Origin of the sequence: Bradyrhizobium sp. CCGUVB1N3, from assembly GCF_024199925.1 — a bacterium.
GTDB lineage: Bacteria > Pseudomonadota > Alphaproteobacteria > Rhizobiales > Xanthobacteraceae > Bradyrhizobium.
The window spans coordinates 9,352,275-9,364,712 of record NZ_JANADR010000001.1; the positions used below are offsets into that span (position 1 = coordinate 9,352,275).

Annotated in this window: 13 protein-coding genes; 7 read left to right on the forward strand and 6 right to left on the reverse strand. The window is 62.2% G+C overall.

Annotated features, from left to right (window positions below; translation table 11 throughout):
- Positions 1 to 142 precede the first annotated feature (142 nt).
- Positions 143 to 592, forward strand: a complete 450-nt coding sequence (locus NLM33_RS44115; RefSeq protein WP_254104847.1) for a cytochrome c — start codon at positions 143 to 145, stop codon at positions 590 to 592.
- Positions 593 to 710: 118 nt separating this feature from the next.
- Here NLM33_RS44115 and NLM33_RS44120 read toward each other — a convergent pair whose 3' ends face one another.
- Entirely contained in the window at positions 711 to 1,019 is a 309-nt protein-coding gene (locus NLM33_RS44120) for a hypothetical protein (protein ID WP_254104849.1), read from the reverse strand.
- A gap of 392 nt (positions 1,020 to 1,411) precedes the next feature.
- Between NLM33_RS44120 and NLM33_RS44125 the strand changes: the two genes are divergently transcribed.
- A complete protein-coding gene (locus NLM33_RS44125) occupies positions 1,412 to 2,695 on the forward strand; it encodes a cystathionine gamma-synthase family protein (RefSeq protein ID WP_254104850.1) in 1,284 nt (427 codons plus the stop codon).
- Positions 2,696 to 2,704: 9 nt separating this feature from the next.
- On the opposite strand, the gene NLM33_RS44130 is transcribed toward NLM33_RS44125, so the two are convergent.
- Positions 2,705 to 3,465 (reverse strand): IS5 family transposase gene (locus NLM33_RS44130; protein WP_371929940.1). Its coding sequence is split into 2 segments (ribosomal slippage): positions 2,705 to 3,124 and positions 3,127 to 3,465, totalling 759 coding nucleotides; the frame shifts between segments, so codons are not numbered across the junction.
- Positions 3,466 to 3,739: 274 nt separating this feature from the next.
- Here NLM33_RS44130 and NLM33_RS44135 point away from each other — a divergent pair.
- Together NLM33_RS44135 and NLM33_RS44140 are read left to right on the forward strand one after the other, a co-directional pair.
- Positions 3,740 to 5,602 carry a caspase family protein gene (locus NLM33_RS44135; RefSeq protein WP_371930079.1) on the forward strand — a complete coding sequence of 621 codons (1,863 nt, stop codon included), beginning with the start codon at positions 3,740 to 3,742 and terminating at the stop codon, positions 5,600 to 5,602.
- A 97-nt stretch (positions 5,603 to 5,699) separates the two neighbouring features.
- On the forward strand, positions 5,700 to 7,013 hold the full coding sequence (locus tag NLM33_RS44140) for a caspase family protein (RefSeq protein ID WP_254104852.1): 1,314 nt from the start codon (positions 5,700 to 5,702) through the stop codon (positions 7,011 to 7,013).
- Between the two features lie 106 nt (positions 7,014 to 7,119).
- Here the strand turns inward: NLM33_RS44140 and NLM33_RS44145 are convergent, their stop codons facing one another.
- A complete protein-coding gene (locus NLM33_RS44145; RefSeq protein WP_305880511.1) occupies positions 7,120 to 7,410 on the reverse strand; it encodes a VF_A0006 family four-cysteine protein in 291 nt (96 codons plus the stop codon).
- 175 nt (positions 7,411 to 7,585) lie between these two features.
- On the opposite strand from NLM33_RS44145, the gene NLM33_RS44150 reads away from it, so the two are divergent.
- The gene (locus NLM33_RS44150) at positions 7,586 to 8,059 is read left to right on the forward strand and encodes a VOC family protein (RefSeq protein WP_254104857.1); all 474 of its coding nucleotides are present in this window, start codon (positions 7,586 to 7,588) and stop codon (positions 8,057 to 8,059) included.
- Between the two features lie 71 nt (positions 8,060 to 8,130).
- On the opposite strand, the gene NLM33_RS44155 is transcribed toward NLM33_RS44150, so the two are convergent.
- Positions 8,131 to 9,204, reverse strand: a complete 1,074-nt coding sequence (locus tag NLM33_RS44155) for a sensor histidine kinase (protein WP_254104860.1) — start codon at positions 9,202 to 9,204, stop codon at positions 8,131 to 8,133.
- An 838-nt stretch (positions 9,205 to 10,042) separates the two neighbouring features.
- On the opposite strand from NLM33_RS44155, the gene NLM33_RS44160 reads away from it, so the two are divergent.
- Complete coding sequence (locus NLM33_RS44160) at positions 10,043 to 10,513, forward strand: TEL2 family protein (protein WP_254104862.1); 471 nt, start codon at positions 10,043 to 10,045, stop codon at positions 10,511 to 10,513.
- Positions 10,514 to 10,592: 79 nt separating this feature from the next.
- Here the strand turns inward: NLM33_RS44160 and NLM33_RS44165 are convergent, their stop codons facing one another.
- Positions 10,593 to 11,012: a CHRD domain-containing protein gene (locus tag NLM33_RS44165; RefSeq protein WP_254104864.1), complete on the reverse strand. Its 420-nt coding sequence runs from the start codon at positions 11,010 to 11,012 to the stop codon at positions 10,593 to 10,595.
- A gap of 154 nt (positions 11,013 to 11,166) precedes the next feature.
- On the opposite strand from NLM33_RS44165, the gene NLM33_RS44170 reads away from it, so the two are divergent.
- Positions 11,167 to 12,096, forward strand: a complete 930-nt coding sequence (locus NLM33_RS44170) for a cytochrome c (RefSeq protein WP_254104867.1) — start codon at positions 11,167 to 11,169, stop codon at positions 12,094 to 12,096.
- Here the strand turns inward: NLM33_RS44170 and NLM33_RS44175 are convergent.
- Positions 12,093 to 12,338 carry an Lrp/AsnC ligand binding domain-containing protein gene (locus NLM33_RS44175; protein ID WP_027528612.1) on the reverse strand — a complete coding sequence of 82 codons (246 nt, stop codon included), beginning with the start codon at positions 12,336 to 12,338 and terminating at the stop codon, positions 12,093 to 12,095. The two genes, NLM33_RS44170 and NLM33_RS44175, sit on opposite strands and share 4 nt — an antisense overlap.
- Positions 12,339 to 12,438: the final 100 nt, after the last annotated feature.

Below are 12,438 nucleotides of genomic sequence, written 5' to 3' on the forward strand. Positions count from 1 at the left end.
GGTTCTATTCAGGATGGGCCATGCCTCCCGCGATGCGGAGCATGGCCCTGAGTTGTTGTTTGAGCATGATCTTTTCGGAAAACCGCGTCACACTTTTCCGGATCATGCTCGTGAAACGCCTGCGAGCCCGGAGAAATACCAGATGAAACGGACGATTGTTGTCGTGGGCACCTTGTTGCTGGGTGCGGGCGCCGTGATGGCGCAGCAGGAGATTGCCGTTCAGCAGGACAATCTGATGCGCTCGCAGGCCAAGAGCATGTATGGCGTCATCCTGAAGATGACCAAGGGCGAGATCCCCTACAACCAGAAGGCCGTCGATGAGGCGATTGCCAACCTCGAAGCCGACGTCGCCAAGATCGCCAAGACCTTCGAGGTCAATCCCAAGCAGGACGTGGTGAACGCGACCTACGGCGCGTCGCAAAAGGTCTGGCAGAACAAGGCAGATTTCGACTCCAAGATTCCGCCGGTGCAGAAGGCGATCGCGGACGTCAAGGGCAAGGTCAAGGACGTCGCGAGCCTGAAGGCTGCCTACACCAGTATGAACGACCGCTGCAGCGACTGCCACGAGACGTATCGCGTGAAGCTGAAGTAGCCGGCTGCCGTTCGTAGCCGCGCTTCAATGTGTTTTCGTCAGATGCGACGCAAGAAACTCAGGTTCGCATCCCTACTTTTCGGGAGCGTTCCGGTGATAGCGCGGCGAGAATAATTGTTCAGCCGGCACCCGAATCTTTTCGAGCGGCAGGCTTGTGGATCTCTTCCTCGAGTAACCACCCCAAAGCTTTTGCGGGGTTCGACCAGCGCACCTCATCGATCTGTTCGGCGAGCGTCAGCGCATGCGCAGTCAACACCTCTATGTCCTGAGGATTGACGTCAGCTTTGTCCAGTACGTCTATGCACCGGTTTAAAGCTGCCAGATCTAGCTGAAGTTGCTCGATATTTGAGTGGTGATGTTTGGCCCCCACGACCTTCCATGTTCTCTGTGCGCGCACTTTATTTTCTCCCCATACGCGGTCACGCATTCGTGAGTGCTGTTTGTGGCGGCAACACGAAAATGGGTGGACGGAATCAGGGATGTTTGCGGGCGACGCGTCAAAGGTAAGTCTCCCGCGAGACGCCTTCGTAGCCCGGATGAGCGAAGCGATATCCGGGGCAGGTCCCCGTTCGCTTCACTCATGCGGGCGACGACCACACGCCAGTCCATGGCGAACCTCGCAAAGACGCAACAGAGAAAATCTGTCAGCCGAGCCTGACCTATCGCTGCCAGAGCGCCGCGTATGAGCTATCCTCAACTTGAGCCGCCGCGACGTTGACGATGAGTCGTTGGATGCCGGCGCATCCAACGCCTGCCTGCTTTTGATTGCGGGGTTCCAACGCACGGCGAGGATCCGAATCAAGAATAGCGAGACAGGCCATGGCAAAACCGTTCCCGTCCAAGACCCACATCGGCAACCATATGCTGCATCCCGAAACTCTGATGCTGACCTATGGCTATGATCCGCAACTCTCGGAAGGCGCCATCAAGCCGCCGGTGTTTTTGACCTCGACCTTCGTGTTCAGGACGGCCGAGGACGGGCAGGACTTCTTCGATTTCGTCTCCGGCCGGCGCGAGCCCCCGGAAGGGATGGGGGCCGGCCTCGTCTATTCCAGGTTCAATCATCCCAATAGCGAGATCGTCGAGGACCGGCTCTCGGTCTATGAGCGCACCGAGAGCTGTGCGCTGTTCTCATCCGGCATGGCGGCGATCGCGACGACGATTCTCGCTTTCGTCCGGCCGGGCGATGTCATCCTGCACTCCCAGCCGCTCTATGGCGGGACGGAAACCCTGCTGACGAACACGCTTGCGCGCCTCTCGATCGGCGCCGTCGGCTTCGCCGATGGCATCGACGAGGCGGCGGTGAAGCAGGCCTCGGAGGAGGCCATGCGCAAGGGCCGCGTTGCGATGATCATCATCGAAACCCCGGCCAACCCGACCAATGGCCTCGTCGACATTGCGATGATCCGGCGTGTCGCCGACGCGATCGGCAAGGCCCAGGGCCACACGCCGATCATCGCGTGCGACAATACGCTGCTCGGGCCGGTGTTCCAGCGGCCGATCGAGCACGGCGCGGATATTTCGCTGTACTCGCTGACCAAATATGTCGGCGGTCATTCCGACCTGATCGCGGGCGCCGCGCTCGGCGCAAAGGCTGTCATCAAGGGCGTCAAGGCGCTGCGGGGCGCCATCGGCACGCAGCTCGATCCGCACTCATGCTGGATGATCAGCCGTTCCCTGGAGACGCTGAGCATCCGCATGGAGAAGGCCGACGGCAACGCGCGCCTCGTGGCCGACTTCCTGCGTGACCACCCCAAGGTGGCGAAGGTTCACTATCTCGGTCACCACGAAGAGGCGTCGCCGGCCGGGCGCGTGTTCGCAAGGCAGTGCCTCGGCGCAGGATCGACGTTCTCCTTCGACATCGTCGGCGGCAAGGCGGCGGCCGTGAAATTTTTGAACGCGCTGCAAATCCTCAAGCTGGCGGTGAGCCTTGGCGGAACGGAATCGCTCGCCAGCCTGCCTGCGACGATGACCCATTCCGGCGTTCCCGCCGACATCCGCCAAAAGATCGGTGTTCTGGATTCCACGATCCGGCTTTCGATCGGCATCGAAAACCCCGCCGATCTGATCGCGGACCTCACGCAGGCTTTGGGTGCGGCCTAGGGTCCGGACTCAATTGAGCCAATAGGTGACTGCGGCGGCGATGAAGGCTGCACTGAGGTAATTCCTGGCGAGTTTGTCGTATCGGGTGGCGATGCGACGCCAGTCTTTGAGTCTGCACCACATACGTTCGACGCGGTTTCGCTGCTTGTAAGCGCGTTTGTCGTAAGGAATAGGGCTGCGCCTTGATGTGGTCGAGGGGATGACCGGTTCAGCTTTGCGGCCCTTGATCAGGTGGCGCAGGTGATCGGCGTCGTATCCGCGGTCGGCGATCAGGCGGCGGAAGGGACCGATAGCGCGGACCAGATCGGCGGCAACGGTGATGTCGTTGACATTGCCGGCGGTGAGCAAAAGCACCCGAGGCCGTCCTTTGGCGTCGGTCAGGCCGTGGAGCTTCGTCGTGCGCCCGCCGCGCGAGCGGCCGATACCTTGCGCGAAGTCCCCCCTTTTGCGCCAGCGGCGGAGCGGTGGGCTTTGACGTGGGTGCTGTCGATGGCGACGGTGCCGAAGATGCCGCTATGACCGGTCAGAGCCTTGAAGATGTCGTGCCAAATCCCCTGACGGCTCCAGCGATTATAGCGATTGTAGATCGTCGTGTAGGGACCATACCCCGCCGGGCAATCGCGCCAGCGACCGCCCGAACGCAGCATGTAGACGATCCCGCTGATCACCCGGCGATCGTCGACGCGACGCGCTCCACGCCGACCACGGGGCAACAACGGCTCGATCCGCCGCCATTCCGCATCGTTCAAAAGGTAGAGCGCCTTCGCCATCCCGGCCTCCAAATCATCTTCGGAGACCTTGAATCACAAACCGGGCTCAGCCGGAATCCTTATTGAGTACAGACCTTAGGCGGGAAGGCAGGGACGCGGGGGCTCGCACGGGCCTTCGCCATCAGGGCACGATTAACCCTGACTCGATTGCACGAGCGGCCGGGGCCGGATTCGGCGTGTAGACTGGCGTCATTTGTGACTGAGGTCACAGAGCGAAATTTGCTTTTCGTGACGCTGTATCTAGTCTGCGAGATTGCATTCCTGGGGGACTGCAGTGAGTCGTTTTGGTCTTTTTGCCTGGTTGATATTTGCCGTTTTGCTCGGATGCGGCTCGGCCCATGCCGAGAAGCGCGTGGCGCTGGTCATTGGCAACTCCGCCTACAAGAGCGTGCCGAGACTCTCCAATCCGGTGAACGACGCCGCGCTGGTCGGCGGCATGCTGAAGAAGGCCGGCTTCGATGCCGTCGATGTCAGGCAGGATTTGAGCGCGGCCGAGATGCGCAAGGCGCTGCGCGAGTTCGGCGGCAAGAGCCGCGATGCGGACGTTGCGGTCGTCTACTATGCCGGCCATGGCATGGAAGTGGATGGCAACAACTACCTGATCCCGACCGATGCCGTGCTCGAGACCGATACCGACGTCTACGACGAGGCATTCCCGCTTGATCGGGTGCTGGTCAGCGTCGAATCGGCCAAACAGCTTCGGCTCGTCATCCTGGACGCCTGCCGCGACAATCCCTTCGCCAAGACGATGAGGCGGACCGTGGCTTCGCGCGCGATCGGGCGTGGCCTCGCCAAGGTCGAGCCGACCAGCCCGAACACCATGATCGCCTTCGCCGCCAAGGCGGGCTCGACTGCGTCGGACGGTGACGCGAAGAATAGTCCGTTCGCTACGGCGCTCGTTGATCGACTTCCCGCGCCGGGACTTGATCTGCGCAAGGCCTTCGGCTTCGTGCGCGACGATGTCTTGAAGAACACCGGCAACAAGCAGGAGCCGTATGTCTACGGCTCGCTCGGTGGCGATGACGTGCCGCTGGTGCCGGCCAAGCCGATAGCTGCGCCGGGCCCGCAGGCCAATCCCCAGGACAGCCTGCGGCGGGACTATGAGCTCGCGCTTCAAGCCGGAAACCGAGACGCATGGGAAGCATTCCTCCAAGCTTACCCGGACGGCTTCTATGCCGGCCTCGCCCGCGCGCAACTGAAGAACGTCGCAGCCGAAGAGGCGCGCGCAGCTGCGGCTGCGAAGGCACGCCAGGCTGAAGACGACAAGGCGAGGCTCGCAGCCGAGCGTGCGAACAAGGCCGAGCAGGAGAAGGCGGCAGCCGCCGCCAAGGCTGCCGAGGACGCCCGGCTTGCCGCCGAGAAGGCCAAGCAGATCGAGGAAGCCAAGGCAGCCGCCGCTGAGCAACGCCGGAAGGAAGCCGAGGCCGCGGCCGCGAAGGCCCTCGCGGAGAAGCAGGCCGCCGAAAGGGCCAGGGCGGACCTTGTGGCCAAGCAGGCGGCCGAAAAGTTGGCGGCGGAGTCAACTGCAAAGCAGGCCGCTGAAAAGGACGGTGCCGAGCAGGCCTCTGAGACGCGGTCTGCTGCCGAGACCCAGAAGGTGGCGGCGCTTGCTGCGCCGCCGACATCAAGCCTCTCTGCGGCCGAGCTGGCGAAGTCGGTGCAGTCGGAGTTGCGGCGCGTCGGTTGTTTGACGTCATCCGCCGATGGCGAGTGGAATGCGGTCTCGCAGCGCTCGTTGACGCAATTCAACAAATATGCCGGCACCAAGTTCGACGTGAAGCTCGCAGGCGTCGATACGCTGGACGCGCTGAAGGCCAAGCAGGGACGCGTCTGTCCGCTGGTCTGCGAGCACGGCTTCAAGGCTGATGGCGACACTTGCACGAAGATTACCTGCCGCGCCGGCTATCGGGTGAACGACAACAACGAGTGCGAGAAGGTCCAGGACAAGAAGCCTGTCGCGACCCGCGATGACTCCAAGCCGCGAGACGACGAAAGGAAGAAGGTCGAGGCCGCGCCGTCGAAGCCGCAGGCGACGGGCCAGATCTATTGCGACACTAGGGGCTGCCGTCCAGTTCGGCAGGGCTGTCGAGTTGATATCGCGATTGGGCAGTACGGGCACCGCGAAATCTGTAACTGAGGACGGGCGCCGGGCGAGGAAGGAAACCTTTCGGTCCATGCATCTTCATGGCTGGTCGTACTCCGAATACTCTGATTGCTTCTGATTTGAGGCTGTTATGGGCGCGCTTCGTCTATTTGCCTTGTTCATTTTTGCTGTCTGGCTGGGCAGCGGACCGGCAATGGCCGAAAAGCGCGTCGCGCTGGTCATCGGCAACTCCGCCTACAAGAGCGTGCCCAAGCTCTCCAATCCGGTGAACGACGCCGCGCTGGTCGGCGGCATGTTCAGGAAGGCGGGCTTCGACACCGTAGACGTCAAGCTCGACCTGAGCGTCGTCGACATGCGCAAGGCGCTGCGCGAATTCGGTGCCAAGGCGCGCGAGGCCGACGTCGCGGTCATCTACTACGCCGGCCACGGCATCGAGCTGGATGGCAACAATTATCTGATCCCGACCGATGCCGCCCTGGAGACCGACACCGACGTCCTCGACGAGGCGTTCCCGCTCGATCGCGTGCTGTTTGCCATTGAGCCGGCAAAGCAACTGCGCCTCGTCATTCTGGATGCCTGCCGGGACAATCCGTTCGCCAAGACGATGAAGCGGACGGTCGCCTCGCGCGCGATCGGTCGCGGGCTCGCCAAGGTCGAGCCGACCAGCCCGAACACGATGATTGCATTCGCGGCCAAGGCGGGTTCGACCGCATCGGACGGTGACGCAAAGAACAGTCCGTTCGCAACGGCGCTCGTCGATCGTCTTCCCACGCCGGGGCTTGATTTGCGCAAGGCGTTCGGCTTCGTGCGCGACGATGTCTTGAAGAACACCGGCTACAAACAGGAGCCGTATGTGTACGGCTCGCTCGGCGGCGATGATGTGTCGCTGGTGCCGGCCAAGCCGGCGGCCGCTCCCGGCCCGCAGGCCAATCCCCAGGACAGCGTGCGGCGGGACTATGAGCTGGCGCTGCAGGCGGGCGATCGCGAGGCATGGCAGGCGTTTCTGCAGGCCTATCCGGACGGGTTCTACGCCAACCTCGCGCGCGTGCAGCTGAAGAAGATCCTCGCCTTCGCGAGCGTCGACACGCTGGATGCGCTGAAAGCGAAGCAGGGACGCGTGTGTCCGCTGATCTGCGACCATGGCTTCAAGGCCGACGGCGACTCTTGCGTGAAGATCACCTGTCGCGCAGGCTATCGCGTCAATGACGACAACGAATGCGAGAAGGTTCAGGACAAGAAGCCGGTTGCAACCCGCGAGGAAGGCAAGAACCGAGATACGGAGCGGAAGCAGATCGAAGCTGCACCCGCGAAGCCGTCCGCGTCGGGCCAAACCTTCTGCTCGGCCGCTGGGTGTCGGCCAGTTCGCCCAGGCTGCAGACTTGAGCGCGGCGCGCCGGGATTTACCGGCCCGGGCGGGACCACGCAGGCTGAAGTTTGTAACTGAGCCGCGGCCGAGACGCCTCGCGAGGACAAGCGACCACAATATACCCTCTCGTGACTTGCCGTTACGATCCAATAGCTTTGCTGTGGCAGGCGCCGCCGAGGAAGTATCAAAGCGGATTTGACGTCCGGCATGCCGAGATGACTGCGGCAGCGGCTTCATTGGCCTGGACGCCCGAGAGCTGCTGCACGAGGCAGACATAGTAGCCCTTGCTCCGTTCGTTCAATAGGGAGTCGCCATTGAGAGAGAGCCAGTTGCAGGCCGAACGAATGTACTGGATGGCCACCGGCGATCGCGTGTCGCGGATGAAGGACAGCTCGCATTGAGCCTGCCGTTCCATGGCGGATTGCGCGAAGGCCAATCCCGAGGATGAAGCGAGCGCTGCGGCGGCGATGGGCACCGCGCGCGAGTTTGTTCCGAAATCTGATAGCTGACGCGGGACGAGTCAAGAAATTGCCATCGGCCGCGACGATATGATGGCGAGGCGAAGGACGAGGCTGGAGCGCATCGACGGGACCGCCTATCTCGACGGGGATGGGGGGATGAACCTGCAGTGGAACTGAAAGGACTCGCGAATGGCAACGAACACGATTTGCCTCTGGTATGACAAGGACGCCGAAGCTGCCGCCCGCTTCTACGCCGAGACGTTCCCCGACAGCGCAGTGAGCGCTGTCCGCCGCGCACCCGGCGATTATCCGTCCGGCAAGGCGGGTGATGTGCTGACAGTCGAATTCACGGTCGCGGGCATTCCTTGTCTCGGCCTCAACGGCGGTCCTATGTTTAAGCATAGCGAAGCCTTCTCGTTCCAGATCGCGACCGACGATCAGGAGGAGACCGACCGCTATTGGAATGCCATCGTCGGCAATAGCGGGCGGGAAAGCGCGTGCGGCTGGTGCAAGGACAAATGGGGCATTTCCTGGCAGATCACGCCGCGCGTGCTGATGGAGGCGCTGGCGGCCGGCGGTGCCGAAGCAAAGCGCGCATTCGACGCGATGATGGGCATGACGAAGATCGACGTCGCCGCGATCAAGGCCGCACGGCGCGGCTGACGCTGCGCTTGCAGCCCGGAGAGACAGGTGGGCGAGTGGGAATGGGTATCGCTCGCCTTACTCCCCAGCCATCATGTTGCGGATTCAACGGGTAGTTCGATAACGCACTGCAAGCCCTCGGGCCGCAGATCGAACCGCGTCGTCGCCCCAAGCTGCCCGGGCAGTCCCTGTTCGAGCAGCGTCCTGCCGAATCCATGTCGATGCGATGCGATCAGCTCGGCGAGCTTCCGTCTGCGTTCGCTCCATTCAAGACGCAGAGCGGGCTTGTCAGTGCTCGCCAGCTGCCAGCGGATCTCCAGGGTGCCGCCGGAGCCATTGAGGACACCGTGCTTGATGGAGTTGGTGCCCAGTTCATGCAGAGCGAGCGAAAGCATCTGCACGGAATCCCGAGGAAGGGCCAGGTTCGGGCCTCCGATCGAGACGTCGCAGGAGTCCGCCACGCCCAGCGAATTCATTTCCATGTGCACGAGCTCATCAAGGCCAATCGCTTCCGACGCCTCGCGGGAGAGAAGGCCCTGAACCCGCGAAAGCGCGGCCAGGCGCCCATTGAAGTCGCTTGCATAATCATCGAGCGAGGTGCTCGCCGCGCGCGTCCGTTCCGAGATCGACCGGACCACTGCGAGCAAATTGCGACTTCGATGCTGCAATTCTCGCACGAGGAGCTCCTTGGTTCGCGCGGAGCGCTGTTCCGTCTCGATGCTCTGGAGGGCCGATATCGATCCCGCCAGTTCGGCGGCGACCAGCATCAGGAAATCAAGATATTCTGAATCGAGATGCAGGCGCGAATTGGCGCCGATGAGCAACGCGCCTACCAGGTTGTTACCGGGGCTTTTGCGCAAAAGCGGCAATGCGACGAGTTGCGTCGTCGGCTCAGGCCAGGCGCCGCCTGGCAGCGCGAGCGGCGGTTCGGGCGAACGCTCGATGATCCGCAGCGTGCGCGTATTGAGGACATTGACGATGCCCCATTCATCGTCGGGTGATAGGGCTGACATCGAGGACGGAAACAGCGCGCGACCGATTTGGCTTGCAGCGACGAGTCGAGCGTGCCTGCTCTCGTCGGCGTTGTATTGAACGGCGAACGGGATATCGGGATTATTGCAGCAGAGCAGATCTAGGAGATTCTGACAGGTCTCGTCGATCGGCACGGCACCCGTCGTTGCTTCGATCGTCGCTTTGGACAGCGCGCCCAGGACGCGCATCCGGCGCTCGGTCAGGACGCGCGCGGTCGTTTCAACGACGGCCGTGAGGACGCCGACGATTTTGCCGGTCGCATCGATCAGCGGACTATGTGAATACGTGAAATAGCATTCCTGCATGTATCCGTGGCGGTCGCTTGCCAGCAGCAGGTCTTCCGACCAGTTCGCAACGCCTTTGAGTGCGCTTTCGAATTGTTGACCGACGATCGGCCATGTGTCGGGCCAGGAGTCCGCGCCCGGCCGGCCGAGACCATGGGGATGCTTGGTCTCGCCGAGGATCGGCTGCCACGCATCGTTGTACAGCATGATGAGCTGCGGCCCCCACCAGACGACCATAGGGAAGCGGGAATTGAGGCAAGTTGCGACTGTTGACTTGAGCGTGTCCGGCCATTGCGCCGGTAGACCGAGCGGGGATGTTGACCAATCGTGAGCGCGCATCAACGCGCCCATGTTTCCGCCTCCGTTGAGGAAATCGGTCGAGTGCACGCCCATGACCTGACCTTGTCACGCGCCGTCGCTTGGCCCAGCCATTCAAACGGCAATCCGGCGCGAACCCTGCTTCGTATTCGAAAAAGTCGGCCGCCTGCACAACGCGTGCGACCAACGACCATAACCCGAAATCACCGGTCAAACCATCGAATTCCGGCTGGCCAAGGCCAACTGCGCGTCGGCGTCCGGTGGTGATCAATTTCGATCAAGCGGGCGGTGCCGGCGCGTGGCACACTGCGTGGAGCAAAACTCCATTCGTCGATAGCGCATTGGCTCAACCAGAGCAGTCGAGACCCACATGTTCCGCGTGACGGCAGACACATTACAGGCCTATCTCGACTTCGATTCGGAGCGAAAGCATGACCTGATCAACCTCCACAAGCTGATCGTCCAGGCTGCCCCGGCTCTCAAGCGGTTTTTCCATCAGGGAACACCGGCGGGAGAGGCTGGGATGCGCATGAAGATGATCGGCTATGGAAAATTTCGCTATGCCATCAAGTCCGGGAAGACCACCGAATGGCCGGTGATCGGTGTTGCTCTCCAGAAGAACTACATCAGCGTGTACGTGGCGGTGACCAGGCAGGGCGCGCCGATCGTACCGAGATATGCGGGACAACTCGGCGAATTGCGAATGGGCGGCAACAACTTCAGTTTCGAGAGGTTCGATGATCTGAGGCAGAATGCGATGTCGCTGCTGTTCACGGAGGTTGCCGACATCGTCGCGTCGGATCCGGAGAACCCTGTTCGATACATGCAGGGCTCGCAATGACGGCTTGAAAAAGCCGGTCGCTCCTGCGAGCGCCCGGCTTCATTTCGTGGCAAGATAGTGCAGCGCTTACTTCGTCTGCTTACTTCGTCACCTGGCCGCGGATCTCGCCGCCCGGGTTCGCTGCGGTGTGGATGTTGATGTAGTACTTGCCGCCGAGCAGATCGGCGGCCTGCGCGTCGGTGAGCGTCGCTTCGCCCTTGACGGGGCTCGCCGCCGCGTTCGGAATCGCGACCGCGACGCCGGCGTTCTTGCCGGTCTCAGCCGGACCGTGGAAGTGAGCGGCGGTCGCAGCGCCCGAGAGCCCGGAATAGGTGACGGTCCAGGAGAGTTTCTTGCTGGCGGCGTCATAGTCCAGATCGGCCGTGCCGGTGCCGCCGCTGGTCGTCGCAGGCACTTCGGCCTTGCCGTCCAGCGTCGCCTTCAATTTCTCTGCGCAGGCGGGTCCGGCAAACGCAACGGCGGCCGTCAGCGCGAGCGTGGCAAAAAGGGGCTTGTTCATGGTTCTCTCCCTGTTGACCTCAAAAGGTGGCACAACTTCAAACAGTGCGGGCTGGATTTTATTCCCGCTTGCGGATCAGACCATCTGAATTATTCGTGGCTGGAGCGAGTGCGATATCGCCCGTAAGCTCGTCAGGCATCAACGGAATGCGCGAATGTTGCGACGAACAATCCTTGCCGCCGTGCTCGCGGGCATAACCGGCTTTGCCCTTTACGGGTGGCTTACGGCAACTCCCTTGAACTTGCCGGTCACCGCGTCGGCCCATACGCCCAATCTTGAGAACGGGCAGGAGCTCTTCAACGCCGGTGGTTGCTCCTCCTGTCACGCCGTGCCCAATCAGCCCGATCGTTTGCGGCTCGGTGGTGGCCTGCCGATCCGCTCTCCATTCGGAACCTTCTATGCGCCCAACATTTCTCCTGACATGACCGACGGGATCGGGCGTTGGAGCGACGTCGATTTCGTCAATGCGGTCATGAAGGGAATCTCTCCGGAGGGCGTGCACTACTTTCCGGCCTTTCCCTACACCTCCTACGCGCATGCGAAGGTGGACGATGTCCGCGATCTCTTCGCCTATCTGAAGACGCTGCCGGCCGTGCCGGGCAGGGTGCGCGATCACGATTTGCCGTTTCCGTTCAACATCCGTCGCAATGTCGGCGTCTGGAAATTTCTGTTCATGGACGGCACGCCGTTCGTGGCCGATGCCGCGCGTTCGCCGCAATGGAATCGCGGCGCCTATCTCGTGAACGGTTTTGGCCACTGCGCCGAGTGCCACAGCTCGCGCAATCTGCTCGGCGGGCTCATCACGTCGCAACGCTTTGCCGGTGGGCCCAGCCCGGACGGCGAGGGCTGGGTGCCGAACATCACGCAAAAGGGCATCGGCGACTGGAGCGAGAAGGACATCGCCGACTTCCTCGAGACCGGCGACATGCCGGAGGGCGACAGCGCCTCCGGCGCGATGCGGCCGGTGATCAAGAATCTCGCGCAGCTCACGCCCGAGGACCGCGCCGCGATGGCCGAATATCTGAAATCGCTGCCGCCGGTCGAGGGACCCAAGCCGCCGCCGAAGCGGAAGGAGGGCGGCTAACGGCCACCAAACGCCTTGAAGGTGATGATCGTGAGGGTGTCCTGGATGCCCGGCAGGATCTGCACCTTCTCGTTGATGAAGTGGCCGATGTCGGTGTCCTTGTCGACGTAGAACTTCACCAGGAGGTCGTAGTGGCCGGCCGTGGAATAGATCTCGGAGGCGATCTCGGCTTCGGCGAGCGCGTTGGCGACCGTGTAGGACTGGCCGAGCTTGCATTTGATCTGGACGAAGAAAGGAACCATCGCGGTTGCTCCGAAGACTTGATTTGGCGGCTAATAGGCCAAAATCGGCCGACTTTAGCAAGCGGACTTGCTGCGGGCGGGCGCAAGCCAGCTTGCTGCC